General features: G+C 65.5%; 21 protein-coding genes and 1 riboswitch. Of the genes, 14 read left to right on the top strand and 7 right to left on the bottom strand.

All coding sequences use genetic code 11. The annotated features are described in order from the left end of the window. Position 1: 1 nt before the first annotated feature. The 5 genes from ribH to DW178_RS04330 form a co-directional block, all read right to left on the bottom strand. Complete coding sequence (ribH, locus tag DW178_RS04350; protein ID WP_118349858.1) at positions 2–469, bottom strand: 6,7-dimethyl-8-ribityllumazine synthase; 468 nt, start codon at positions 467–469, stop codon at positions 2–4. Positions 470–526: 57 nt separating this feature from the next. Next, entirely contained in the window at positions 527–1,732 is a 1,206-nt protein-coding gene (locus DW178_RS04345) for a bifunctional 3,4-dihydroxy-2-butanone-4-phosphate synthase/GTP cyclohydrolase II (protein ID WP_118349857.1), read from the bottom strand. Between the two features lie 55 nt (positions 1,733–1,787). Next, positions 1,788–2,468, bottom strand: a complete 681-nt coding sequence (locus DW178_RS04340) for a riboflavin synthase (protein WP_118349856.1) — start codon at positions 2,466–2,468, stop codon at positions 1,788–1,790. Then, the gene (gene ribD / locus DW178_RS04335; protein ID WP_118349855.1) at positions 2,450–3,817 is read right to left on the bottom strand and encodes a bifunctional diaminohydroxyphosphoribosylaminopyrimidine deaminase/5-amino-6-(5-phosphoribosylamino)uracil reductase RibD; all 1,368 of its coding nucleotides are present in this window, start codon (positions 3,815–3,817) and stop codon (positions 2,450–2,452) included. The genes DW178_RS04340 and ribD overlap by 19 nt, the downstream gene beginning before the upstream one ends. A gap of 180 nt (positions 3,818–3,997) precedes the next feature. After that, a riboswitch (FMN riboswitch) is annotated at positions 3,998–4,188 on the bottom strand. 172 nt (positions 4,189–4,360) lie between these two features. Continuing rightward, positions 4,361–5,701 carry a coproporphyrinogen III oxidase family protein gene (locus tag DW178_RS04330; protein ID WP_118349854.1) on the bottom strand — a complete coding sequence of 447 codons (1,341 nt, stop codon included), beginning with the start codon at positions 5,699–5,701 and terminating at the stop codon, positions 4,361–4,363. A 242-nt stretch (positions 5,702–5,943) separates the two neighbouring features. Between DW178_RS04330 and DW178_RS04325 the strand changes: the two genes are divergently transcribed. After that, positions 5,944–7,455 (top strand): alanine/glycine:cation symporter family protein, encoded by a 1,512-nt coding sequence (locus tag DW178_RS04325; RefSeq protein ID WP_118349853.1) that lies wholly within the window; start codon positions 5,944–5,946, stop codon positions 7,453–7,455. 159 nt (positions 7,456–7,614) lie between these two features. Here the strand turns inward: DW178_RS04325 and DW178_RS04320 are convergent, their stop codons facing one another. Next, positions 7,615–8,538, bottom strand: a complete 924-nt coding sequence (locus tag DW178_RS04320) for a DUF2797 domain-containing protein (protein ID WP_118349852.1) — start codon at positions 8,536–8,538, stop codon at positions 7,615–7,617. Positions 8,539–8,825: 287 nt separating this feature from the next. Here DW178_RS04320 and hisZ point away from each other — a divergent pair, with 287 nt between their 5' ends. The 13 genes from hisZ (at position 8,826) to DW178_RS04255 (ending at position 23,948) form a co-directional block, all read left to right on the top strand. After that, entirely contained in the window at positions 8,826–10,535 is a 1,710-nt protein-coding gene (hisZ, locus tag DW178_RS04315; RefSeq protein ID WP_286168508.1) for an ATP phosphoribosyltransferase regulatory subunit, read from the top strand. A gap of 108 nt (positions 10,536–10,643) precedes the next feature. Continuing rightward, positions 10,644–12,017, top strand: a complete 1,374-nt coding sequence (gene hisD, locus DW178_RS04310) for a histidinol dehydrogenase (RefSeq protein WP_286168507.1) — start codon at positions 10,644–10,646, stop codon at positions 12,015–12,017. Continuing rightward, positions 12,010–13,074, top strand: a complete 1,065-nt coding sequence (gene hisC, locus DW178_RS04305; protein WP_118349905.1) for a histidinol-phosphate transaminase — start codon at positions 12,010–12,012, stop codon at positions 13,072–13,074. The genes hisD and hisC overlap by 8 nt, the downstream gene beginning before the upstream one ends. A gap of 74 nt (positions 13,075–13,148) precedes the next feature. Beyond that, the gene (hisB, locus tag DW178_RS04300) at positions 13,149–13,742 is read left to right on the top strand and encodes an imidazoleglycerol-phosphate dehydratase HisB (RefSeq protein WP_118349849.1); all 594 of its coding nucleotides are present in this window, start codon (positions 13,149–13,151) and stop codon (positions 13,740–13,742) included. Positions 13,743–13,877: 135 nt separating this feature from the next. Continuing rightward, positions 13,878–14,540, top strand: coding sequence for an imidazole glycerol phosphate synthase subunit HisH (gene hisH / locus DW178_RS04295; protein ID WP_118349848.1), 663 nt, complete (start codon positions 13,878–13,880; stop codon positions 14,538–14,540). 9 nt (positions 14,541–14,549) lie between these two features. Beyond that, positions 14,550–15,293, top strand: a complete 744-nt coding sequence (gene hisA / locus DW178_RS04290; RefSeq protein ID WP_118349847.1) for a 1-(5-phosphoribosyl)-5-[(5-phosphoribosylamino)methylideneamino]imidazole-4-carboxamide isomerase — start codon at positions 14,550–14,552, stop codon at positions 15,291–15,293. A gap of 142 nt (positions 15,294–15,435) precedes the next feature. Further along, the gene (hisF, locus tag DW178_RS04285) at positions 15,436–16,200 is read left to right on the top strand and encodes an imidazole glycerol phosphate synthase subunit HisF (protein WP_118349846.1); all 765 of its coding nucleotides are present in this window, start codon (positions 15,436–15,438) and stop codon (positions 16,198–16,200) included. A gap of 12 nt (positions 16,201–16,212) precedes the next feature. Beyond that, positions 16,213–16,545 carry a phosphoribosyl-AMP cyclohydrolase gene (gene hisI, locus DW178_RS04280; RefSeq protein WP_114620213.1) on the top strand — a complete coding sequence of 111 codons (333 nt, stop codon included), beginning with the start codon at positions 16,213–16,215 and terminating at the stop codon, positions 16,543–16,545. Between the two features lie 486 nt (positions 16,546–17,031). Further along, the gene (fsa, locus tag DW178_RS04275) at positions 17,032–17,718 is read left to right on the top strand and encodes a fructose-6-phosphate aldolase (protein ID WP_118349845.1); all 687 of its coding nucleotides are present in this window, start codon (positions 17,032–17,034) and stop codon (positions 17,716–17,718) included. Then, the gene (gene rho, locus DW178_RS04270) at positions 17,715–19,901 is read left to right on the top strand and encodes a transcription termination factor Rho (protein ID WP_475619072.1); all 2,187 of its coding nucleotides are present in this window, start codon (positions 17,715–17,717) and stop codon (positions 19,899–19,901) included. Before fsa ends, rho begins: the two co-directional genes overlap by 4 nt. 24 nt (positions 19,902–19,925) lie before the next feature. Continuing rightward, positions 19,926–21,944, top strand: a complete 2,019-nt coding sequence (locus DW178_RS04265) for a methionine--tRNA ligase (RefSeq protein WP_502695381.1) — start codon at positions 19,926–19,928, stop codon at positions 21,942–21,944. A 90-nt stretch (positions 21,945–22,034) separates the two neighbouring features. Further along, the gene (gene rnhA, locus DW178_RS04260; RefSeq protein ID WP_042432824.1) at positions 22,035–22,514 is read left to right on the top strand and encodes a ribonuclease HI; all 480 of its coding nucleotides are present in this window, start codon (positions 22,035–22,037) and stop codon (positions 22,512–22,514) included. A gap of 201 nt (positions 22,515–22,715) precedes the next feature. After that, entirely contained in the window at positions 22,716–23,948 is a 1,233-nt protein-coding gene (locus tag DW178_RS04255) for a coiled-coil domain-containing protein (RefSeq protein WP_281624707.1), read from the top strand. Positions 23,949–24,208: 260 nt separating this feature from the next. Here DW178_RS04255 and yihA read toward each other — a convergent pair whose 3' ends face one another. Beyond that, positions 24,209–24,793, bottom strand: coding sequence for a ribosome biogenesis GTP-binding protein YihA/YsxC (gene yihA, locus DW178_RS04250; protein WP_118349843.1), 585 nt, complete (start codon positions 24,791–24,793; stop codon positions 24,209–24,211). Between the last annotated feature and the right edge of the window lie 177 nt (positions 24,794–24,970).

Here is a 24,970-nt window from a genome sequence, read left to right as displayed (position 1 = left end):
ACTACAGCTGACGCAGGACGTTGACCATCTCGATGGCGCCGACGCCGCACTCGAAGCCCTTGTTGCCGGCTTTGGTGCCTGCACGCTCGATGGCCTGCTCGATGGTGTCGACGGTCAGCACGCCCATCATCACCGGCGTGCCCGTTGCCAGCTGCACCTGCGCGATGCCCTTCGACACCTCGTTGCACACCACGTCGTAGTGCGAGGTGGCGCCGCGGATGACCGCGCCCAGGCAGATGACGGCGTCGAACTTGTCGCTTTGCGCCATGCGCTGGGCCACCACGGGGATCTCGAACGCGCCGGGAACCCAGGCCACGGTGACGTCCTCTTCCGGTACGTCGTGGCGGCGCAGCGCGTCAAGCGCGCCGCCGAGCAGCTTCGACGTGATGAACTCGTTGAAGCGGGCGCACACGATGCCCACCTTCATGCCCTCGTTGATTACCTTGCCTTCGATGATGTTGACGGCCATGATGGCTCCTCTCTGTTGTTGTACGAACTTAGTCCAACGCTGAACGGTACGAATCGGTTAGTCTTCCACGTGCTCGAGCAGGTGCCCCATGCGGTGCGCCTTGGTCTGCAGGTAGCGGCGGTCGTGCTCCTGGGGCTCCATCTCGATGGCGACGCGCTCGGAGATCTCCAGGTTGAAGCCGGAAAGGCCGTACACCTTATCGGGGTTGTTGGTGAGCAGGTGCAGCGACTTGCAGCCCAGGTTGCGCAGGATCTGCGCGCCGCTCCAGTATTCGCGCAGGTCGGGAGCGAACCCCAAGGCCTCGTTGGCCTCCACGGTGTCCATACCCTGCTCCTGGAGCTCATAGGCGCGCAGCTTGTTCATCAGCCCGATGCCGCGGCCTTCCTGGCGCATGTACAGCAGCACGCCGCGGCCCTCGGCCTCGATGGCGGCAAGGGCGGCATGCAGCTGCTCGCCGCAGTCGCAGCGCTTCGAGCCGAACACGTCGCCGGTCAGGCACTCGGAGTGCACGCGGCACAGCACGTCGCGTCCGTCGCCCAGGTCGCCCTTCACCAGGGCCACGTGCTCTTCGCCCGTGATGTCGTTCACGAAGCCGTGCGCCTGGAACGTGCCGTACTCGCAGGGCAGCTGCACGCAAGCCTGCTCGTGCATGTGGTTGTCATGCGTGCGGCACCAGTCCTGCAGCTGTTTGATGGAGACGATGACCAGGTTGTGCTCGCGCGCCAGCTCGAGCAGCTCGCTCGTGCGCATCATGGTGCCGTCCTCGCGCATGATCTCGCAGCACAGGCCGCACTGCTTCATGCCGGCATGGCGCATGAGGTCGACGGTTGCCTCGGTGTGGCCGTTGCGCTCGAGCACGCCGCCGGGCTTTGCCACCAGCGGGAACATGTGGCCGGGGCGGCGGAAGTCGCCGGGCTTGGCATCGTCGTCCACGCACTTGAGCGCGGTGATGGAGCGCTCCGCCGCCGAGATGCCCGTGGTGGTGCTCACGTGGTCGATGCTGACGGTGAAGGCGGTCTCGTGGTTGTCGGTGTTCTCGGAGACCATCTGCTCAAGGTTGAGCTTGCGCGCCAGGTCGCGGCTCATCGGCATGCAGATGAGGCCCTTGGCCACGCTGGCCATCAGGTTGACGTTGGCTTGGGTGGCGAACTCGGCGGCGCAGATCATGTCGCCCTCGTTTTCGCGGTCGGGGTCGTCCACCACGATGATGATGTGGCCGGCGCGCAGCTCGTCGAGCGCTTCGGGGATGGTGTTCATGCTCATAGGAGGGTCCTTTCGGTTAGGGTTGCGGGATAGGGAAGGGGTTTGTGCTGCTGTGCTAGAAGCCGTTCGCGGCAAGGTATTCCAAGGTCAGGGGCGGGGAAGCGGGTTTATCCGCGCGTTCGGCTTCGGGCGTCCCGGTGTTCCGGTTCTTGTTGTACAGCAACCGTTGCACGTACTTGCCCACCACATCGTTCTCCAGGTTCACCGTGCTGCCGGGGCGGTGCGACCCGAGCGTGGTCTCGGCAGCCGTATGCGGGATGACCGACACCTCGAACGCGTCGTCGTAAAGGTCCGCTACCGTCAGGCTGATGCCGTCGACGGTGATGGAGCCTTGCGCCACGATGAGCGCCATGATGCCGGCGGAGGCGCCGATGGTGAAGCGGACGGCGTTCTGGTCGCGGCGCACGCGGCGCACGGTGCCGGTCCCGTCGATGTGCCCAGAGACGATGTGCCCGCCGAACCGGCCGTCGGCCGCCATGGCCCGCTCCAGGTTCACGGGGCTGCCGGCGCGCAGCGCACCCAGGTTGGAGTGCGAGAGCGTCTGCGGCATCACGTCGGCGGCGAAGCCGTCGGGTAGGAGCTCGGTGGCGGTGAGGCACACGCCGTTGACGGCGATGCTGTCGCCGATGCGCGTGCCCTCGAGCACGCGGGACGCCTTGATGGCCAGCCGGCCCGCGCGTCCGGGCGCGGGAACGCTCGTCACGCGCCCCGTCTCCTCTACGATGCCGGTGAACATAGGTCGCCTCCTTGCATTGCGGGGGTCGTTGCGCCGAGCGCGTCACGCGAAGCGGGGGTGTGATCGGCCACGCGGGCGGCGCCCGTCGGCGCGAACGTGATCTTCAGGTCGTCGCCGAGCGCGTGCGCCCTCGGGCGACCCAGCACCGCGGCCTCGGTCATCCGCGCGGCGCCTGCGCCTGCAACGGGGCCCGGCGCATCGGCACCGCCGACCACCTTCGGGGCAAGGTAGACCACGGCCTCGTCCACCGCACCCTCGTCGAAGAAGGCGCCGTGGATCCCCGACCCGCCTTCGACGAGCAGCGAGTCGATGCCTTTCTCGCCCAGCGCGTGCAAAAGCGGTCGGATGGCGACGCGGCCTGCGTCGTCTTGCGGGACGCGCAGCACCTCCACGCCCAGCGCGTGCAGGCGTTGCGCCTTCGCGCCGGCGTCGGTCGCGGGGTCGTCCACGCTGGCGCAGGTGGCCACCGCAAGCGGGTCCTCGCCTTGCGCGCACGAGCGTACGAGCGCGCAATCCTCGGGGATGCGCAGGCGCGAATCGAGCACCACGCGCAGCGGCTGGTTGCCGGGCTCGCCCTCGCGACGGCAGGTGAGCAGCGGGTCGTCGGCGATCACTGTGTTGATGCCCACGGTGATGGCGGCCAGGCGATGGCGCAGCTCGTGGGTGTCGCGGCGCGATTCGGGGCCGCTCACCCAGCGGGCGTCGCCGGAAGCGCAGGCGATCTTGCCGTCGGCGCTCATGGCCCATTTCGCCACCACGTATGGGGCTTTGCGGCTGATGAAGCGGAAGAAGATGGGGTTGAGCTCGTCGCATTCGCCGCGCAGCGCGTCCTCGTCCACGCGGATGCCGGCTTCGCGCAGCCAAGCCGACCCTTTGCCCGCCACCAGCGGGTTCGGGTCGCGGCTGCCCACCACCACGCGGGCGACGCCGGCGGCGATGAGCGCCTCGGTGCACGGGGGCTGCTTGCCGGTGTGGCAGCACGGCTCCAGCGTCACGTAGGCCGTCGCCCCGCGCGCATGGCCACGGGCCGGGTCGCCTGCCGGCGCGTCGTCGGCGCGTTCCGCCTCCGCAGCGTCATCGGCGGCTCGGCGCGCGCAGTCGGCAAGCGCGTTGCGTTCGGCGTGCGCCTGCCCGCACTTCTCGTGCCAGCCCTCGCCGATGATGCGGCCGTCGCGCACGAGCACGCAGCCCACCAGCGGGTTCGGGTTCGTCCAGCCCCAACCGCGCCAGGCCAGCTCGATGGCGCGGCGCATGAAGCGGGCATCGTCGGCGCCGAGCGCCGCCGGTGCGGCCCCCTGCGCTCCGGCGTCCACGTTCGCCTCGCATCGTTGTTCGGGTATGCCTGCCATAGGGTGCCCTTTCTCTTGCGGCCGCCCTGCGGGGTCCAGGCATGAAAAAACGCCCGCAGGGAATCTGCGGGCGTTGATAAGCGACGAATAGGGACGCGCGACAGGCGCCGAAGCGCTGCCATGCATCCTTGGTGCTGCGGAATGCCGCAGCAGGCACCGGCCGGGGCCGTGTGCTTTCGTGCTCCTGTTCTTCCATCCGGACTGTAACCGTTGGTCCTGGATTCTCACCAGATCAGCCTGACGGGTTGCGACGCTGCGGCCACGGGGCCGCCTGCTTGCAACCTGCCAGGGTCGCGGACTTTGCCCTACTGCTTCGTGCAGCGTGGGACGTCACCGCCAGTGAGGGATTTCACCTCGCCCTGAACAGATATCTTGGTTTGGGAGTATAGGAGCGCTTTCCGCGCGCCGCAAGGGGACACTTTCCACGATTTGGTGCATTTCCCAGGTGGGCCGCAAGGAATTCGCCGCAAAACCGGCGCTTCAGCGCGAAAAAAGGCGGCATCTTGCGCGATGCCGCCCATTAAAAACGTTGCGAAGCCCAGGCTATTCCAGGCAGGCGCTGCAGTTCGTCTCGTCGCCGAACAGCAGGTTGTGCTCCTCGCCGTCAAGCGCATCGCGTGCCTGGTCGCGCAGGTTGTTCATGCCCGAGAGGAACTGACGGTACAGGATGAGCGTCAGATAGCGCCCCATGGTGGTCAGTGTCAGCTCGTCGCGGTTGTCGGTGGCGAACGCGCGATGCGCGCGGTAGAACGCCATCTCCGCCGGCAGCAGGCGTTCGATGCTGCAGCCGAACTGCTTCTTGAAGTCGTTCTTGTCCAAGCGCAGCTGGTAGAGGTGCAGAAGGAAATAGTAACGGGCCAGGTCGCGCTTGCTCATGACGCACTTGCCCATGATGGACATGTGCCCGGCTTCAATGGCCTCGTTGTACTCCTTCAGGCTGAACGTGTTCACGTACAGCGCGCCGTTGAGGTGCGTGATCGAGCCGCTGCCGATGCCGGGGTACTCGTTGTAGGCAACCTGCAGCTCCTCGGCGTACAGGTTATGGTCGTGGGCGCCCTGCTGGTTCAAGCGGTTGAACGTCCAGATGGTGTCGCGGCTGAAGAAGGGATGCTCGCCGCCGCACAGCACCTCGTCGAGGATCTGGTAGTAGCGGAACTCGCGGTTGTAGTCCATCTTGCCCAGCGACTTCTCCATCTTGCGCGTGGTGGCGTTTGAGACGTACAGCGGGCTGAACGTGGTTTGACGCGCCCCGCAGGCCACGATCTTCTCAAGGTCGTCCAGCAGGATGTCCTCCGTTTGGCTGGGGAAGTTGAAGATCATGTCCACGTTCACGCTGTCGAAGTAGGGTGCGGCCTGCCCGATGCGCTCGAAGATCTCCTCGCCGCTGCCGTACTTCTTGTAGCGGTCCATCTGCTTGAGCAGGTCGTTGTTGAAGCTCTGCACGCCCACGGACAGGCGCTGCACGCGGCCCTTCATCTCGGAAAGCCACGGCTCGGCAAGGTGGTTCGGGTTCGTTTCCACGCCCACTTCCTTGATGTGGAAGTTGTCGCGGGCAAGGTCGATGGTCTCGCACAGCTCATCGAGCAGGATGGTGGGGGTGCCGCCGCCGAAGTACAGCGTCTCAAAATCCCAGCCGCGCTCCTTGAGCATCATCATCTCGCGGCGCAGGTTCTTGAAGTACGTGCGTGCGATGTCCTCATGGAACACGTAGCGGTTGAAGCTGCAATACGGGCACAGGACCTGGCAAAACGGCACGTGCAGGTACAACATGTACTTGGTGTCGGGCTTTGGGTCGGGAAAGAAGTGCTCGTCGGTAGGCTGAAGGTCGAGATGGCGTTTGGTCATCCCCTTGACAAGATTCGTGAGAAATCGTTCTGAAAGCATGTGCGCCCCTTACGCATCGTTGCCCAGTATTCGGTAAGTGACCATGATAGCCTTTTGAGCGGTCGTAAGCCGGACAAGGTGAAAAAGCACAACGAGGAACACAAACGCCAGGGAATAGGCATGGGAACCGCGCTTGTTACCAATTTGTTTCAAAATAAGGTATAGTGACGTTTCCGTGAATTCTTGTGCGTTTGCACAAATCCAGGGAATCAGTTTCGTATCGAGGAAAGGGGAAAGCCATCATGGATTTCAACGCATGGCTTGTCGATGTCACAGGTGAGATCGACGGCTTCATGTACACGTACATCCTGCTCATCCTGCTGGTCGCAGTGGGCGTGTACTTCACCATCCGCACCAAGGGCGTGCAGATCCGCTTCATCAAGGACATGTTCAAGCAGCTGACCGAGAAGAAGCACGTGCAGGGCGAGCGCTCCATCTCGTCGTTCCAGGCTCTCATGGTCTCCACCGCAAGCCGCGTGGGCACGGGCAACATCGCCGGCGTGGCAACGGCCATCGCCGCGGGCGGCCCGGGCGCCGTGTTCTGGATGTGGCTCATGGCTCTGGTGGGCGCCGCGTCGGCCTTCGTCGAGTCCACGCTCGCCCAGATCTGGAAGGTGCGCGGCACCGACGGCGAGTTCCGCGGCGGCCCGGCTTACTATATCCATCAGGCGCTCGGCAGCCGCAAGCTCGGCGTGCTGTTCAGCGTGCTGCTCATCCTGTGCTTCGCGTTCGGCTTCAACGGCCTGCAGGCGTTCAACGCATGCAGCGCGCTTGAGTACTACATCCCCGACTACGCCACCAACGGCGTGGCCGTGGCAGCGGGTCTGGGCCTGGTGGTGTTTACCGCCGGCGTCATCTTCGGCGGCTCGAAGCGCATCAGCGTGATCACGTCCATCATCGTGCCGGTCATGGCCATCGCCTACATCGCCATCGCGCTGTGGACCACCATCGCCAACATCACCTGGCTGCCCGCCGTGTTCGGCCTGATGTTCGAAAGCGCCTTCGACTTCCAGTCCATCTTCGGCGGCTTCGCCGGCTCGGTGGTCATGCTCGGCATCAAGCGCGGCCTGTACTCCAACGAGGCGGGCATGGGCTCGGCTCCTAACGCCGCCGCCACCGCCAGCGTTTCCCACCCGGTCAAGCAGGGCCTCGTGCAAAGCCTGTCGGTCTACATCGACACGCTCGTCATCTGCACCTGCTCGGCCATGATGGTACTGGTGTTCTACGTGCAGGATCCCGCTGCGGCCGAGGGCCTCAACGGCATGCCTCTCGTGCAGATGGCCGTGAACAACTCCGTGGGCCCCATGGGCATCCACTTCATCACGTTCGCTATCTTCATGTTCGCCTACTCCAGCCTCATCGGCAACTACTTCTACGCCGAGAGCAACTTCCGCTTCATCAAGAACGACTCCAAGGCGGCGCTGATCATCTTCCGTCTGGCGTGCCTGGCGGTCATCTTCTACGGTGCGGTGAACAGCTTCGATCTGGCTTGGAACCTGGCCGACATCTTCATGGGCCTTATGGCCATGATGAACCTCATCGCCATCCTGCTTCTGGGCAAGTGGGCGCTTGCGGCGCTGAAGGACTACTCCGAGCAGCGCGCCGCCGGCAAGGACCCGGTGTTCGTGGCGGACAACGTCCCGGGCATGCCCCAGACCGACTGCTGGCACCTCGACGAGGTGAAGGACTTCGGCGCCGGCCCTGTGAAGGAGTACTTCGAAGAGGCTGTGGACGCCGACGTCAACAAGGCGTAACCGCCGTCGGTCGCAGCTGCGTTGCGTGGTTGCGAGTGGATTGCGTGCGAAAACCGCTGCACGCGAAGGTGCATTTCGCATGACATAGGTTCGCAAACGAAGCGCCGCCCGGAAATCCGGGCGGCGCTTCTTGCGTTTGCCGGGCGCCGGCGCGGTGCGCTAGAACAGCGAGATCTGCTGGGGCTCGCTGGCGTATTCGCAGGCGATCTCGTCGTCCAAAAACTCGATCTCGTGGGATTCCCAATCCTTGATCGGCACGATGAAGTTCGTCCCGTCCTGCCAAAACACCAGGTTTGCGCCGACCATGCCCGCGCACACGCCGCCGCACACGTCCGCGAAGCCTTCGCCTTCGGGCAGCTGCATGGTGTGCGCGTCGGGGGACGGCCCGCCGAAGTAGTACGGCGAAAGGTCGAGCGCGTCCTCGGGCGAGAAACCGGCCTGCGCCACCGCGTCGACGTCTTCGAGCCTGTCGGCCGCCGTGCGCAGCTCGTGGCAAGCCTCCTCGAAGCTGTATGGCGCGTCGGCCAGCAGCTTCGCCTTGAGCGATGCGCGCATGGTCTCGGCTACGCCGTCCTGCGAGCACAGCGCCGCCTCAAGCGCGCGAGCGTCATCGGCGCAGGTGAAGCGCCCGACCACGCGCGCCGCGCGGGCGCCTTGCTCGAGCAGGCGCTCGATGCCGCGCGTTTCGCTCGAGATACCCGCCTTCACATAGCTCGGCGCGAAGTACGCCAGGTACACGTAATGCGGCGTTTGGTTGTACTCACGTTGTTGCGGCGAGATGTAGCTGCTGAAGTAAAACGAGGGGTTGAAGCCGGTCGCCTCGATGCATGCCGGGCACATGTCCTCCTTGCCGTCGGGCAGCAGCTCCGCGTTCAGCGGGCACGTGCTCCGCTCGTGTGTTCGAAGGTCGATGCGGCCGATGCAGCGCCGGCGCGGCAGCTGGCGCAGCGAGAACGTGCGCCCGAGCACGGGCACGTAGCCGACCGTGCCCTCGTCCAGGTCGTTGATCGTAAGGTAGGGCCCGTCGGCGCTGAAGCCGTAGCCGGCAAGGACGACGGTATGGTCTGAGAACAGGTTCGGCATAGCGGCGCTTTCTGTGAAGACATTCTTGCTTGCTTCGCCCGCGGCGTGCTTATCCCGCGTTGCGAATAGGGACGATTATGACGTTTTGCGCCCGAAAAGGGGAGTTCTCCGGATCTTTCGCCCGCTTCTGCAAAAAATCGGTCAAGTTTCTTGCTTTATCACTCTACTGTGCTAAAGTATCGGACGGCATTTGGGAATGATGCTGCAGAAGCGCCCCGCGCTCGCGCCCGTTCCCTCATCTGCAAACGACACGGGCCGATGCCCGCAACCGCACGATGAAAGGCAGGATGAATCAGATGAACTCCGTGACGCCTTCGGGTTTCCGCGACGTGCTCACCGATGAGGCGGTGCTGCGCGAGCAGGCGGCCCAAGCGGTGCAGGCCAACATGGCGGCCAAGGGCTATCTTCCGGTGGAAACGCCCACACTCGAGGTGATGGACGTGCTGCAGGCCGGCGGCAGGCTGCCGGGTACCCCGTTCAAGCTCTTCGACGCGCGCGGCGATTTGCTTGCCATGCGTCCCGACGTCACGCTGCAGATCGCACGCATGTGCGCCACGCGCCTGGCGGGCCAGCCCGGGCCGTTCCGCTTCCGCTACATGCAGCGGGTATTCCGCGAGGCCGAGGGCCAGACACGCGCCGAGCCGCGCGAGACCACGCAGATGGGCGTCGAGCTCATCGGCCAGGCGGGCGCGGCGGCCGACGCCGAGGTGGTGGGCCTGCTGGCCGAATCGCTCAAGCTCGCCGGCGTGGCCGACTTCAAGATCGCGCTCGCATCGGTGTCGGTGCTGCGCGCGCTGCTCGCAAGCTGCGGTGCTGCGCCGCAGTGGCGCCAGGCGGTGCTCGATGCGTACCACACGTCGAACTTCGTCACGCTCGACGAGCTGACCTCAGGCGACGGCGCGCAGGGCGTTCCGCCGGTGTTCGCCCAGGCCATCGGCAAGCTCGCCCGCATCCGCGGCGGGCGCGCCGCCATCGCCGAGGTGCGCGCGCTGGTGGCCCCGCTGGGCTGCGAGACGGGCCTTGACGGCCTGGAGCAGGCGTTCGACCTGCTGGAGGCTGCGGGCCTGGCGGACAGCATCCAGGTCGACTTCTCCGTCATGAGCAGCTTCGATTACTACACCGGCATCGTGTTCGAAGCCTACGCGCCGGGGTTGGGAAGCCCGCTGGGCAGCGGCGGCCGCTACGACAACACCATCGGGGCATACGGCGAAAGCCGCCCCGCCGCCGGTTTCGCGTTCTTCCTCGAGCGCGCCATGGCTGCCGCCGCGGCCGCCGACGAGCGCTTCGCGTCGGGCACCGGTCAACGCCCGCTGCGCATCGCCGTGCCGAAGGGCTCGCTCAACGTCGATTCCATCGCGTGCCTGGCGGCATGCGGCTTGGATGTCACGGGGCTGGACAACCCCGGTCGTCAGCTCATCATCCGCAACCCGGGCGTGGAGTACATCATCGTGCGCCCCTCCGACGCCCCGGCGTTCGTGGAGCTCGGCGCGGCCGATTGCGGCATCTGCGGCGAGGACTCGCTGCTCGAGGCGCAGCCTGAGGTGGTTGAGCTTGCCGACCTGAAGTTCGGCTCCTGCCGCTTCGTGGTGGCCGAGCCCGCCGGCGCCGCCGAGCAGACCGCCGAGCACTATCGTCGCCTCGGCTCCATCCGCATCGCTACGAAGTATCCCAACATCACGCGCGCCCATTACGCGAAAACCGGCACCCAAGTCGAGATCGTGAAACTGCACGGAAACATTGAGCTGGCACCATTGACTGGATTGGCCGAGCGCATCGTTGACATCACGGCCACGGGCACCACGTTGCGCGAGAACAACCTGGTCATCGTAGAGGACGTGCTGTCATCGACGGCCCGCTTCTTCGCCAACGGCACCTCGCTGCGCACCGATGCGCGCATCGTGGAGCTGGCCGATGCCATGCGCGCCGGCGCCGCGGCGGGCAAGTGGGAGGCGACGGTCATCGCCGGCGGCGTGCAGTCGCCCGAGCCGGCGACCTAATAACAGCTGGTCAGGGCTTCGCGCCCGCAGGCGCCCAGGGGTCGGACGCTGCAACGTCAAGGCCGGGGAGGCGTCTGCTCGCTGGCGCGGCCCCGACAAGGTATCATCGTGGAAGAGGCCGGAGGGGTCATCCGGCGTGTATATGGAAAGAAGGACAACATGCGTCGCGTCATCCTGAACAAAGGCGAGCAATTCTCCAACAAGCACCTCAAGCGCACGGGCGCGTTCAACGCCCGCGCCATGGAGGCGGCAACGAACATCATCGAGCAGGTTCGCGAACAGGGCGATGCGGCCCTGCGCGAGCTGACCGAGCGCTTCGACGGCGTTGCCATCGAGGACTTCCGCGTGCCGGCCGAGGCCATCGAGGCCGCCGCGGCGAAGGTCGATCCCAAAACCGAGGGGGCGCTCAAGAAGGCCGCCAAGCAGATCCGCGAGTTCCACGAGCGCCAGGTCAAGCAGAGCTGGTTCTCCGTGCGCGAGGACGGCGCCCTGGTCGGTGCGAAGGTCACCCCGCTTGAAAGCGTTGGCATCTACGTGCCCGGCGGCCGTGCGCTGTACCCGTCCACGGTGCTCATGAACGCCCTGCCCGCCGCGGTCGCCGGCGTCGAGCGCATCGTGTGCGTTACGCCGCCCACCAAGGACGGCAGCATCGACCCGGTGGTGCTCGAGGCCTGCCGCCTGGCCGGCGTCACCGAGATCTACACGGTGGGCGGCGCCCAGGCCGTGGCGGCGCTGGCCTACGGCACCGAGACCATCGAGCCGGTCTGCAAGATCACAGGCCCTGGCAACGCGTTCGTGGCGGCTGCGAAGAAGATCGTCTCCGGCGACGTGGGAATCGATATGATCGCCGGCCCCTCCGAGGTGTGCGTCGTGGCCGATGAGACCGCCGACCCTGCCATGGTGGCCATCGACCTCATGGCCCAGGCCGAGCACGACCCGCTGGCAAGCTGCTACCTGGTCACGTTCGACGAGGGCTACGCCGATAAGGTCGAAGCCGCCATCGAGGGCCACATGAAGGCTTCCACGCGCGCCGAGATCACCACCGCCTCGCTGGCTGATCAGGGCCTTGTGGTCATCTGTGACTCCATGGAGCAGGCCATCCAGTCCGTCAACGTCATCGCCCCCGAGCACCTGGAGCTGCACTTCGACGGCGCGTTCGAGCAACTCGGCGCCATCCGCAACGCCGGCGCCATCTTCGTGGGCGAGTGGACCCCCGAGGCCGTGGGCGACTACGTTGCCGGCCCCAACCACACGCTTCCCACCGGCGGCACCGCGCGCTATGCCTCGCCGCTTTCCACTGACGAGTTCGTCAAGCACTCCAGCGTCATCCAGTATTCCGCGAAGTCGCTGGCAAACGACGCAGACGCCGTCATCGCCATCGCCCGTCACGAGGGCCTGTGGGCGCATGCCCGCAGCGTCGAGCTGCGTAAGGCTCTGGTGGAGACCGGCGACATCTATGGTTTGGACGGTGCCGATGAATAGCGTCCGAGCATCCGCCCCGCAGCTTGCCGACATCACGCCCTACGACCCGAAGTACCTCCCGGCGCGCGCGTACCTGTCGGCCAACGAGAACCCTTGCGACGTGGAGACCGAGGTCCGCAACGAGATCAAGCGCGAAATCAACAAGGTGGCCTTCAACCGCTATCCCGACCCCTTGGCCAACGAGCTGCGCGACATGATCGCCGAGGCCAACGGCCTTGACCGCGATTGCGTGCTCGTGGGCAACGGAGGCGACGAGCTGCTGTTCGATATGGCGCTTGCCTGGGGCGGGCCGGGGCGCAAGTTCCTCAACATGCCGCCCACGTTCTCGGTGTATCAGAACAACGCCGAGCTCACCAACACCGAGGTGGTCGACATCCCGCGCCGCGCCGATTACACCATCGACGAGGAGGAGGTGCTGTCCCGCGTGGCGCGCGGCGACATCGACTACGTCATCGTCACCAGCCCGAACAACCCCACGGGCGACCTGGCCGACGAGCGTTTCATCCTGCGCCTGCTCGATGCCACCGACGCGCTTGTCATGGTCGACGAGGCGTACTTCGAGTTCTCGCGCGGCACGGTGCGCCCCTACCTGGCGCAGCACAAGAACCTGGTCATCCTGCGCACGTTCTCCAAAGCGTTCTCGCTTGCCGGCGTGCGCGTGGGCTACCTGCTGGGAAACCCCGAGGTCATCCGCGAGTTCTTGAAGGTGCGCCAGCCGTACTCGGTGGATGCGGTGTCGCAAGCCATCGCGCGCGTGGTCTTCCGCAACCGCGCGAAGTTCGAGCACGGCATCATGCAGATCGTCTCGGAGCGCGGGCGCGTGTTCCGCGAGCTCTCGCAGATGCCGGGCATCACGGCGTACCCCTCGAACGCCAACTACATCCTGTTCCGCACAGAGGGCGCGGGGGAGGTTTGGCAGCAGCTCTACGACCGCGGCATCCTCGTGCGCGACTTCAGCCGTGCGCCCATGCTGCAGGATTGCCTGCGCGTCTCCATCGGCAGCCCCGAGGAGAACGACGAGTTCCTGACCGCGCTGCGGGAGATCCTGTCGAAGTAAGGCCGGGGGCTTCGGGGACGTAGCGGCAACTGTCCGGAATCGATGCGCACACGACGAAAGAAAGGTGAACGGCAATGAGCGAACGCGTTGCGCACATCGCGCGAACCACGAAGGAGACCGACATCGACCTGTCCGTCGACCTTGACGGCACGGGCGCCACGGACGTGGAGACGGGCATCGGGTTTTTCGATCACATGCTCACCGCGTTCGGGCGCCACGGCCTGTTCGACCTGCAGGTGTGCTGCAAGGGCGACCTTGAGGTGGACGGCCATCACTCGGTGGAGGACACGGGCATCGTCATGGGGCAGGCGTTCGCGCAGGCGCTCGGCGACAAGCGCGGCATCCGCCGCTTCGGCGACATCGCCATGCCCATGGACGAGGCGCTCATCATGGCGGCCGTTGACATCTCGGGGCGCGGCCAGCTGTACTGGGACGCCGAAGTTCTCGCGGTGATGGTGGGCGCCTTCGACGCCACGCTGGCGAAGGAGTTCTTCATCGCCTTCGCCGCCAACGCCGGCGTCACGTTGCACATCCGCCAGCTGGCAGGCGAGAACACGCACCACGTCATCGAGGGCATGTTCAAGGCCGTGGCGCGCGCCATGCGTCAGGCCTGCGAGCCCGACCCCCGCATGGGCGACGCGCTGCCGTCCACGAAGGGGATGCTGTAAGCCTGGCAGCGCCGCCTGACGGCAGCCGGGTCGCTCGATGTCGCGGGCGGCTGCGGTGAGCCACTGCTCAAGCTTCGTTTGGGGCGCACCGCCCTCACTGACTTTTATTGGATCTGCGAGATGTAAGAGACGCCTATGATCGCTGTTGTTGACTACAAGAAGGGCAATCTGCTTTCCGTCGAGCGCGGTTTGCGCGCCGCCGGAGCCGATGCCCGCATCACCGACGACGCCGCTGAGATAGCCGCCGCCGACGCCATCGTCTTGCCGGGCGTGGGCGCGTTCGCCGACGCGGCGGCAACCATGGACGAGCTCGGCCAGACCGAGGTCATTCGTCGCCGCATCGCGGAAGAGGTGCCGTTTCTGGGCATATGCCTGGGTGAGCACCTGCTGTTCGAGGAGGGCGTGGAAGGCGCCGGCGCCGACGGCAACCCGCGCGGCCTGGGCGTGCTGCCCGGATGCGTGGGGCGCATGCCGCGCCAGGACGCCGAGGGCCGTGCGTACAAGGTCCCGCACGTGGGCTGGAACACCGTCGATTTCCCCGCTGGCGCGGCGGAGAGCCCGCTGTTCGCAGGCATTCCCTCGGGCACGTACTTCTACTTCACCCACAGCTACATCGCGCCTGACGGGCCGTTCGCCATCGCACACACCACGCACAGCGTGACGTTCCCGTGCGCCGTTCAGAAGGGCAACGCGTTCGGCGTTCAGTTCCATCCCGAGAAAAGCTCGGACGCCGGCGCGGCCGTGCTGCGCAACTTCGTCGAGATCGCCAAGGCGGCATCGCCCGCCTTGCAAGGCTAGGAGGCTGCCATGTACCTGCTCCCCGCAATCGATATCCTGGGCGGCAAGGCCGTTCGCTTGGCGAAAGGCGATTACAACCAGGTGACCGTGTACAACGACGACCCCGTGGCGCAGGCGCGCGTCTTCGAGCAGGCCGGTGCCCAATGGGTGCACGTGGTCGACCTGGACGGCGCGCGCAGCGGCGTCCCGGAGAACATCGCCATCGTTGAGCGCATCGTGCGCGAGACGTCGCTTTCCGTCGAGATCGGCGGCGGCATCCGCAGCCTGGAGACGCTGAAGCGCCTGGCCGATGCCGGTGCGGCGCGCATGGTGCTGGGCACCGCGCTCGTGAACGACCCCGAGCTCGCGCACGCAGCCATAGCCGCGGTGGGCGGCGACCGCCTGACCGCCGGCATCGACGCGAAGGGCGGGGAAGTGGCCGTTTCGGGTTGGATCGAGGGCTCGGGCGTGGCCGCCGCCGACTTGGCGCGCGCGATGGGCGCCGCCGGGTTCAAGCACATCGTCTACACCGACATCGCGCGCGACGGCATGCAGACCGGCATCGACGTGCAGGCCTACGTCGACATGGCGAACGCGTTCGGCAACCCCGTCATCGCCAGCGGCGGCGTGGCAAGCCTCGCCGACATCGAGCGCCTGGCGCCGGTGGCGGAAAGCATCGAGGGCGTTATCACCGGCCGCGCCGTGTACGAGGGCACGCTCGACGTGGCCGCCGGCGTCGCCCTTTGCGCCGAGTTGACCGCTTCGCGATCTTAACGACGCAAGAGCGTCTGCCGTTTGCTTCGCGGCGAAGCCGGGCGCTGTGCGCACCTGTGCGCGACGTTTCCCGGTCCCGCAACGAGGCTGCCGGCGCCTTCCCGCCGATTTCCCTTTCCCCGAGCCGTTGAGGAGCAAATATATGTTGGCAAAACGCGTGATCCCCTGCATGGACGTGAAGGACGGCCGTGTGGTGAAGGGGGTCAACTTCGTGAACCTGCGCGATGCGGGCGACCCCATCGAGCTGGCGCAGCGCTACGACGAGCAGCGCGCCGACGAGGTGATCTTCCTTGATATCACCGCCACCAGCGACAAGCGCGAGACCACGGTGGACCTTGCAAGCCGCGCCAGCGCGCAGCTGCATCTGCCGTACTGCGTGGGCGGCGGGTTCCGTAGCGTCGCCGACATCCGCCGCATGATCGCCGCCGGCGCCGACAAGGTGTCGGTCAACAGCGCGGCGGTGGACAACCCGCAGCTCATCTCCGACGCCGCCGCGGCGTTCGGCACGCAGGCCATCCTGTGCGCCATCGATGCGAAGCAGATGGCCGGCAACCCCAACAAGTGGGAGGTCTACGTGCACGGCGGCCGCACCGCAACCGGCATCGACGCCGTGGAATGGGCGGTCGAGGCGGCGCGTCGCGGCGCGGGCGAGATCTTGCTGACCAGCATGGACCGCGACGGCAGCAAGGACGGCTTCGACTGCGCGCTCACTCGCGCGGTGGCGCGGGCGGTGGACATCCCCGTCATCGCCAGCGGCGGCGTGGGCAAGCTCGAGCACTTCGCCGAGGGCATCATCGACGGCGAGGCCGACGCGGTGCTGGCCGCCAGCGTCTTCCACTTCGGCGAGTTCACGGTAACCCAGGTCAAGGAGTACATGCGCAGCCAGGGCATCCCCGTGCGCCTGTAGAAAGGATTATCCATGCAAACCGAGCTTCCCGAGCTGAAATACAACGCCGACGGGCTGATCCCGTGCATCGTGCAGGACGTGGAAACGCGCGAGGTACTCATGATGGCGTGGATGAACGCCGAGAGCCTGGCGCTGACGCTCGAGCGCGGCGAGACGGTGTTTTGGAGCCGCAGCCGCCAGGAGCTGTGGCACAAGGGCGCCACTAGCGGCAACACGCAGAAGGTCGTCGAGCTTCGTTATGATTGTGATGCCGATACGCTTCTAGCCCTCGTGCATCCGGCGGGCCCCGCATGCCACACCGGCGCCACCAGCTGTTTCTTTCGCACGCTGGCCAAGTTCGAGTAGCTGCTTCGCCGTCATCCGCTATGCTGACGAATGACGTCTGGTCGCACCCAACCGAGGCGGTGGAGAACGCGCGGCGCCGAAATAAACGCAATGAAAGGATATGGGCGTTGGCCATGGCAGTGCAGCCATGGCGGTTGAATAGATAACCTGAAAAAACGAATGAGCGCCGTTATGCTAGTAGCAACACCGGCGAAGCTCGCTCCATAGGCTGTCAAACTTCTGGAGTGGCGGGCGGCGCAGTGTTATCGAATCAATAGCCGGGTGCCAGCCCGGCTATTCTATTGCTTCTGCTCTATCGTGCCCGGTCATGCGCTTCGGGTGGTTATCCGCGGTGACTTGCTTGCGCGCGCCCGGCGCCTGCGCTATTCTGCCCCTAGCTTTATTTTCTCGAAGGAAACCCTTCCCATCATCAAGTTCCCGCTTCTCATCAACGCTCTTTCTATGCGCAAAGCGGGTAACAACCCATATATATAAGGAGGAATAAGGGTGAAGTTCTTTCTGGACACGGCAGATCTAGCCGAAATCGAAGAGGCTGCTAGCTGGGGTGCGCTGGCAGGCGTCACCACCAACCCGTCGCTGTACGCCAAGATCGGCGGCAAGTTGGATGACTTCCATAACCACATGAAGCGCATCTGCGACATCGTCGGCCCGGACTGCCCGGTTTCCGCCGAGTCCGTCGCCATGACGCGCGACGAGATCGTCGCCGACGGCCGCAAGCTGGCCGAGATCGCCCCGAACATCGTGGTGAAGATCCCCACCATGGTCGAGGGCCTGGCCGCCACGCACACGCTGGCCGCCGAGGGCATCCCGGTGAACATGACGCTGTGCTTCAGCGTGCCGCAGGCGCTGCTGGCCGCACGCGCCGGCGCCCGCTACATCAGCCCGTTCATCGGCCGTTTCGATGACATCTCCGAGGACGGCCTCGAGCAGGTCGGCAACATCGTCACCGCCATCAACAACTACGACTTCACGGCCAACACCGCCAACGGCGAGCAGATCGAGATCATCGCCGCCTCCGTGCGCAGCGCCAACCATGTCACGCAGTGCGCGCTCATGGGCGCCGACATCGCCACCGTCCCGTTCGGCGTGCTGAAGAAGATGGTGCAGCATCCGCTCACCGACCGCGGCTTGGACTCCTTCATGAAGGACTGGGAGAAGGTAGCTAACGCATGAGCGACGAGCAGAATGTAGCGGAGGCACCGCAGCAGGGCGCCCCCGCGGCCGATGCGGCGCCGGCTGCTCCCAAGCGCCGCCCGGGCCGTCCGCGCAAAAGCGCCGCCTCGTCGGGCAAGGCCTCTTCCGAGGCTTCCTCCGACGCCGCATCCGACGCTCCGGTCGATGGGGCCGATAGCATCCCGAAAACGCCGGCCAAGCGCCGTCCGGGTCGTCCTCGTAAGAAGGCCGCGCCCGCTCAGAAGGCCGAATCCGCCCCTGCTGCGAAGGCAGATGCCGCCGCAAAGGCCGAATCTGTCGCGAAGCCCACATCCGCGGCGAAGGCGAAAAAGGCGAAGGAGGCTCCTGCCGAGCCCGAGGCCGCCGCATCCAAGGCGCAGGCCGCCGAGGCCGCCCATCCCGCCGAGACGGTAACCGGCACGCCGGCAAGGCGCCGTCCGGGCCGTTCGCACAAGAAGATCGCCACTGCGCCCGTCGCCGCTCAGGCGGTCCCCGCGCAGGACGCATCCGGCAAGCAGCAGGCCCCCGAAGCCGCGGAAACCGTCGAAGCCGTGCAGGCTCCCGCCGAAGCAGCCGGCTCCGACCAGCAGGCACCCGTGAAGGATATGGCCCCGGGCCGTGCGACACGCGCCGCGCGCACCCCGCGCAAATCGGTGCGCGCCCAGGGCGCCAACCGCGAGGGCCGCTCCGAACAGCATGAGGGCCGCGGCAAATCCGATACCCGCGAAGGCGCCGAGCGCGCCGAGGGCCGCAGCTCCGGCAACGCTGGTGCCGACCGCCACCAGCGCAACGACCGCGGCGATCGCAACGGCCGCAAGAACGGCAACGACCGCAACGACCGCAACGACCGTCACCAGCGTCATCAACGCAATAACAACCGCGAAGTGGTCCCCAGCGTCAACAAGGACGACCTTGCCAAGCTCAAGGTGGCCGAGCTGCGCGCGAAAGCCGCCGAGCTCGACGTCGACGTGGCGGGCCTGAAGAAGGCCGAGCTCATCGACGCCGTATACGACGCGTCCCTGAAGGCGGAGGGCTTCGTGGAGGTCGAGGGCATCCTCGACATCATGCAGGACGGCTACGGCTTCCTGCGCACCAACGGCTATCTGCCCAGCGAGCAGGACTGCTACGTGGGGCTTTCCACCATCCGCCGCAACGGCCTGCGCAAGGGCGACAAGCTCACCGGCACCACGCGCCCGGCGCGCCCCAACGAGAAGTACGCTGCCGTGCAGAAGGTGGCCACCGTCAACGGCAAGCCCGTCGAGGAGCTGGGCCGTCGCGTGCGCTTCGGCGACCTCACGCCGGTCTATCCCGACGAGTGCCTGACCATGGAGCATGGCCAGACCACCATCACGGCTCGCGTCATCGACCTGGTCAGCCCCATCGGCAAGGGCCAGCGCGGCCTGATCGTCAGCCCGCCGAAGGCCGGCAAGACCACCATCCTGAAGGACATCGCCGCGGCCATCAGCGCCAACAACCCCGAGGTGCACCTCATGTGCCTTCTGGTCGACGAGCGCCCCGAGGAAGTCACGGACATGCAGCGCTCCATCAAGGGCGAGGTCATCTCCTCCACCTTCGATATGCCCACGGAAAACCACATCCAGGTTTCCGAGCTGGTCATCGAGCGCGCAAAGCGCCTGGTGGAGGATGGCAAGGACGTCGTGGTGCTGCTCGACAGCCTCACGCGCCTGGCGCGCGCCTACAACCTTGCGCAGCCCGCATCCGGTCGCATCCTGTCCGGCGGCGTGGATTCCACGGCCCTGTATCCGCCGAAGAAGTTCCTGGGCGCGGCCCGAAACATCGAGGGCGGCGGCAGCCTGACCATCCTCGCTTCGGCTCTGGTGGAAACAGGCTCGAAGATGGACGAGGTCATCTTCGAGGAGTTCAAGGGCACGGGCAACATGGAGCTCAAGCTCGACCGTAACCTGGCAGATCGCCGCATCTTCCCGGCCATCGACCCGGTGGCGTCGGGAACGCGCAAGGAGGACCTGCTGCTCGACCCGCAGAAGGCCCCGCTCATCTGGGCGGTTCGCCGCATCCTTGCGAACACGAACAACACCGAGCGCGCCATGGACATGCTCATCAAGTCCTTGAAGCGCACCGACGACAACGACGAGTTCCTCATGCGCACGGCGAAAAAGGCTCAGCACAACAACGGGAACGCAAACGCAAACCTGGAGTTCTAGGGGAGACATATATAGATGGCGACAATGCATGACAATAACGAAACGGTTGTCTGGCCCAAGCGCGCGGTGGTCACGGCCGGCATGCCCTACGGCAACAAGCCGCTGCATTTCGGGCATATCGCCGGCGTGTTCGTGCCCGCCGACTGCTTCGCGCGCTTCCTGCGTGACCGCATCGGCGCGGAGAACGTCCGCTTCATCAGCGGCACGGACTGCTTCGGCTCGCCCATCAACGAGGGCTACCGCAAGCTGGTGGAGGCCGGGCAGTTCGACGGCACCATCGAGGATTACGTGCTGCGCAACCACAACCGTCAAAAGGACACGCTGGATTCCTATGACATCAGCCTTGATATCTACGAAGGCTCCAACATCGGGCATTCCGGCGAGGTCCACCAGCTCATCAGCGAGGCCTTCATCAAGAAGCTGCATGAGAACGGCTGGCTGCAGAAGCGCGCGACGCTGCAGTTCTACGACCCCGAGGCGGGCACGTTCCTGAACGGCCGCCAGGTACAGGGCCACTGCCCCGTGCAGGGCTGCAAGTCCGAGCACGCCTACGCCGACGAGTGCGACCTGGGCCACAGCTACGCGCCTGAGGACCTTATCGCACCGAAGTCCTCGCTCACCGGCGTCACGCCCGAGATGCGCCCGGTGGAGAACTGGTACTTCGACCTGCCGGCGTTCAATGGCTTCCTGAAAAAGCACGTGGAGGCCCTTGAGGCCGACCCCGAGGTGCGCCCCATCGTGCCGCAGACCATCAAGGAGTTCTTAGCCCCGCCGGTGGTCTACATCAAAAACGAGCTGTACGACCAGTACCTGGAAATCGCCGACAAGCTCGCGCATCACCAGTACCATGAAGCCGAGAAGGGCAAGCAGTCCTTCGAGATCGAGTTCGATACCATCGACGACCGCGATGCGGCGCGCGATGTGCTTGCCACGGCGGGCATCCGCTTCCGCACGGGCAAGGCGCTCGTCCCCTTCCGCATCACCGGCAACATCGAGTGGGGCGTGAAGGCCCCGGTCATCGACGGGCTCGAGGGCCTGACGGTGTGGTGCTGGCCCGAAAGCCTGTGGGCTCCCATGAGCTTCACCATGGCCGTCAACGACAAGATGGGCCTGCCGCGCGGCAGCTGGCGCGACTTCTGGTGCTCGGAGGACGCGCAGGTCTACCAGTTCATCGGCCAGGACAACCTGTACTTCTACGGCGTTGCCCAGCCGGCGCTCATCGAGGCGCTGCGCCCGGGCGATATCCTCACGCCTGGCGAGACGGACACGCCCCTGCGCCAGACCAGCCTCATCGCCAACCATCACATTCTGCTCGGGAACAAGAAGGCCTCGTCGTCGGGCTCGGTCAAGCCGCCGACGGCCGATGAGCTACTGGAGCACTACACCGTCGAGCAGCTGCGCGCGCACTTCCTGGCCCTTGGCCTGGACCAGAAGTCCGTGGGCTTCAAGCCCAAGCCCTTCGATCCCGACGAGGCGAAGCGCAACGACCCGCGCGTGGCAGACCCGGTTCTCAAGGAGGGCACGCTGCTCACCAACGTGTTCAACCGCCTTGCCCGCAGCTGCTTCTATGAGGCGCAGAAGAACTTCGAGGGCTGGATGCCGCTCGGCGAGGTGTCGCCTGAGGTGCGTGAGCGTGTGCACGCCTGCATGAACGAGTACGACAAGACCATGCACAAGGCGGAGCTGCACACGGTCATGTCCATTATGGACACGTTCATCCGCTGGGCGAACAAGTACTGGACGGACAACATCCGCACCGCCGAGAAGGAAGGCGACGAGCAGCTGCGCCGTCAGGTGCTCGTGGACTGCTTCTACCTGCTTCGCGTATCCACGCTGCTCATGCACCCCGTGGTGCCGAAGGGTTGCGAGAAGATCGCCGATTACCTCAGCTTCGAGTTCGACGACTTCTTCAGCTGGAACTTCGATTTCGAGGGCATGGACGAGCTGTGCCACGGCGCCGAGCTCGAGGACGGACGCCATCGCATCCGCGAGCTTCCCCCGCGCTTCGACTTCTTCTCGAAGCATCCCTCGCAATTCAAGTAGGGTTTCAAAGCACGGCATCCCATCAGGCTGGCCAGCTGCGGCAACGCGGCTGGCCGGTCTTTTCATGGGTGCGGAAAGATTGGTTTGCATATGCACGTTGATTTGTATTCCGACGGCGCCTCGCGGGGCAACCCCGGGCCGGGCGGGTATGGCAGCATCCTGCGTTTCATCGACAGCAAGGGCGGGGTGCACGAGCGGGAGTTCTCTCAGGGGTATCGCTGCACCACGAACAACCGCATGGAACTGCTCGGCGCCATCGTGGCCCTCGAGGCCCTCAAACGCCCGTGCCACGTGACGCTGTACTCCGATTCCCAATATCTGGTGAACGCGTTCAACCAACACTGGGTGGACGGCTGGCTCAAGCGCGGGTGGAAGAACTCGCAGAAGCAGCCGGTGAAGAACTCCGATCTGTGGAAGCGCATGCTCAAGGCCAAGGAGCCTCATGACGTGGAGTTCGTCTGGGTCAAGGGCCACGCCGGCCATGCCGAGAACGAGCGCTGCGATGCGCTGGCAACCTCCGCGGCCGACGACCCGTCGCGCCATAAGGAGGACGCGGGCTTCCGCGGCTAGGGGACGGCGCAAGGCGCCGCGAGGAACGGGTGGCTGGAGCGGGCCGGGGCGGAAACCCCGGTTTCGCCCCACCTGTCCGTTCTCCATGTATGCAGGTAGCCTCACTTGGGCGTATGCCCGTTCAGTGCAAAAGGTACCGCGCTTGTTGCCAGGGTGATACAGTGGCGTAAGCGATTTTGCAACCGAGAAGGAGGTTCGTGCATGCAACAGGAAATGAAGCTGCGCCGCCGCATCGCCGGTGGAGCGATGGCTTGCGTCCTATCCTGCGGCCTTATGGTCCCGCAGCTGGCATTCGCCACCCCTGATTCATCTTCCAAGCAGGCCGAGGCCCAGGCGGTCCTGGCCTCGCTCAACTCCATGCAGCACCAGCTCGATCAGGCATCGGCCGACTACGGCCAGGCGCTCGAGGAGCAGGCTCAGGCCCAGCAGTCCGCCGATCAGGCTCAGGAGCGCATCGACCAGATCAACGTCGAGATCGCCGATGTGCAGTCCCGTTTGGGCGATCGCGCGCAAAGCATGTACCGCACGGGCGCCAGCTCGTTTTTGGACTTGCTGCTCGGCTCCACCTCGTTCAGCGAGTTCGCCACGAACTGGGACCTGCTGAACAAGGTCAACGATAACGATGCCGAGCTCGTGCAGCGCAACAAGGATTTGCGCACCGAGGCGCAAGAGCAGAAGGCCACGTTCGACGAGCAGTCCCGCACCGCTGCTGCCAAGGCATCCGAGGCCAAGCAGATCCAGGACGAGGCTCAGGCCACCGTTAACTCCATGCAGCAGACCTATGACGGCCTTTCGGCCGAGGTAGCAACGCTGGTGGAGGAAGAGCGTGCCGCACAGGCCGCTGCCGCTGCCGCAACCGCTCAGCAGACCGTCGACCAGTCCGCCGCCCAGGCTACCCAGCGTATGGGCATCGCCGGTGCCACGAACAACAACGCCAATGCCGGCGGTAACGGCGGTAACGGCGGCGCTGCCGATAACGGTGGCGGCAACACGTGGACCGACGATTCCGGTGACGCCGGCAACACCGGTTGGACCGATAACGGCAATTCGGGTAATACCGACAACTCGGGCGGTTCCAGCAGCTCCAGCAGCTGGGCTCCGTCTTACAACGCCTCTACGGGCAATGCCATCGTCGACCGTGCATACAGCTGCATCGGCGCGCCGTACGAGTGGGGCGGCGTCGGCCCTGACAGCTTCGACTGCTCCGGTCTTGTCAGCTATGCGCTGACCGGCAGCTATTCGCGCTACGGCACCACGTACACGTTCATGGGCATGTCCCAGGTGTCCGACCCGCAACCTGGCGACATCTGCACCAGCTGGTCGCATTGCGGCATCTATATCGGCGGCGGGCAGATGATCCATGCACCAACCTTCGGTCAAACGGTATGCGTCAGCTCCGTGCAGTCCGACATGATCATCGTTCGCCCCTGGTAGCGCTTCACGCTTTAGCGGCACATCGACCAGCATGTAAGCCGGCGGCGCCGAAATACTTGCAGCAAACAACGAGCCCCAAGCTGTTCCACCAGCTTGGGGCTCGTTCGCGTTTGCGGGGGTGCTGGCTCGGCAGGAATGGCTGCTTGGAGCCGGGGCTGGCGAAAGGGCGCCGACCCGATCATGCCCAGGGGTATTCGGCCTCATGGGCAGCGGGGCATGCAACCCCGATCGGCGCGCGCTCGCGCTTTCGCGATACCGCGTTAGCCCTCGCAGGCCTGTGTGATGAGCTTGCGCAAGGCGTCGAATCCCTCGCGCTTCTCGCTGGACGTCACCAGCATGGGCACGTCGTCGGGCAGGGCAAGCTGGCGGCGTAGCACGGCAACCTGCTTGTTCTGCTGGTTACGGGAGAGCTTATCAGCCTTCGTGAGCACCACGGCGAACGGAAGCCCCGCCTCCATGAGGAAGTTGATCATGTTCAAGTCGAGCTGCTGGGCCTCGTGGCGGATGTCCACCAGGCTGACCACCAGCGCGAAGTTGCGGTCCTGGTTGAAATAGCCCTCGATCAGCTCCGCCCAGCGGCCCTTCTCGGATTTCGCCACGCGCGCGTAGCCGTAGCCGGGCAAGTCGACGAAGCGGGCGCCTTCGGTGGCGAAGAAGTTGATGGTGGACGTCTTGCCGGGCTTCTGCGAGACCTTCGCCAGGCTCTTGCGGCCGAATAGGGCGTTGAGCATGGACGACTTGCCCACGTTCGAACGGCCGGCGAACGCCACTTCCGGAAGCGTCGAGGGCGGCAGCTGCGACGAGATGCCGAACGAGCGCTCGAAGGTTACGTTGTTGAAGTTCATATGATGCTCCAAATGGTTCGAAGTTGTGCTTGCACCATGATAGCGTGCTTCTCCGTGCGGCTATGCCCACGTCATTTGCCATCCGCAATAACCTCGCATGGCGGAAAGCGATGATTTCGCAGAAAGAGTTCACGGCGTAACGTTTCTGGGGGTGCGGTGTAAGCCGCGTCGGCGATG

The organism is Eggerthella sp. AM16-19 (assembly GCF_003474385.1).
In the GTDB taxonomy this organism is placed as follows: Bacteria; Actinomycetota; Coriobacteriia; order Coriobacteriales; family Eggerthellaceae; genus Senegalimassilia.
The sequence above is the reverse complement of the archived record's forward strand: the minus strand, read 5'-3'. Positions and strand labels throughout refer to the sequence as shown.

Coding starts and splice junctions, on each gene's coding strand:
- ribH (WP_118349858.1), bottom strand. CDS start 469: ATGGCCGTCAACATCATCGAAGGCAAGGTAATCAACGAGGGCATGAAG.
- DW178_RS04345 (WP_118349857.1), bottom strand. CDS start 1,732: ATGAGCATGAACACCATCCCCGAAGCGCTCGACGAGCTGCGCGCCGGC.
- DW178_RS04340 (WP_118349856.1), bottom strand. CDS start 2,468: ATGTTCACCGGCATCGTAGAGGAGACGGGGCGCGTGACGAGCGTTCCC.
- ribD (WP_118349855.1), bottom strand. CDS start 3,817: ATGGCAGGCATACCCGAACAACGATGCGAGGCGAACGTGGACGCCGGA.
- DW178_RS04330 (WP_118349854.1), bottom strand. CDS start 5,701: ATGCTTTCAGAACGATTTCTCACGAATCTTGTCAAGGGGATGACCAAA.
- DW178_RS04325 (WP_118349853.1), top strand. CDS start 5,944: ATGGATTTCAACGCATGGCTTGTCGATGTCACAGGTGAGATCGACGGC.
- DW178_RS04320 (WP_118349852.1), bottom strand. CDS start 8,538: ATGCCGAACCTGTTCTCAGACCATACCGTCGTCCTTGCCGGCTACGGC.
- hisZ (WP_286168508.1), top strand. CDS start 8,826: ATGAATCAGATGAACTCCGTGACGCCTTCGGGTTTCCGCGACGTGCTC.
- hisC (WP_118349905.1), top strand. CDS start 12,010: ATGAATAGCGTCCGAGCATCCGCCCCGCAGCTTGCCGACATCACGCCC.
- hisB (WP_118349849.1), top strand. CDS start 13,149: ATGAGCGAACGCGTTGCGCACATCGCGCGAACCACGAAGGAGACCGAC.
- hisH (WP_118349848.1), top strand. CDS start 13,878: ATGATCGCTGTTGTTGACTACAAGAAGGGCAATCTGCTTTCCGTCGAG.
- hisA (WP_118349847.1), top strand. CDS start 14,550: ATGTACCTGCTCCCCGCAATCGATATCCTGGGCGGCAAGGCCGTTCGC.
- hisF (WP_118349846.1), top strand. CDS start 15,436: ATGTTGGCAAAACGCGTGATCCCCTGCATGGACGTGAAGGACGGCCGT.
- hisI (WP_114620213.1), top strand. CDS start 16,213: ATGCAAACCGAGCTTCCCGAGCTGAAATACAACGCCGACGGGCTGATC.
- rho (WP_475619072.1), top strand. CDS start 17,715: ATGAGCGACGAGCAGAATGTAGCGGAGGCACCGCAGCAGGGCGCCCCC.
- DW178_RS04265 (WP_502695381.1), top strand. CDS start 19,926: ATGCATGACAATAACGAAACGGTTGTCTGGCCCAAGCGCGCGGTGGTC.
- rnhA (WP_042432824.1), top strand. CDS start 22,035: ATGCACGTTGATTTGTATTCCGACGGCGCCTCGCGGGGCAACCCCGGG.
- DW178_RS04255 (WP_281624707.1), top strand. CDS start 22,716: ATGCAACAGGAAATGAAGCTGCGCCGCCGCATCGCCGGTGGAGCGATG.
- yihA (WP_118349843.1), bottom strand. CDS start 24,793: ATGAACTTCAACAACGTAACCTTCGAGCGCTCGTTCGGCATCTCGTCG.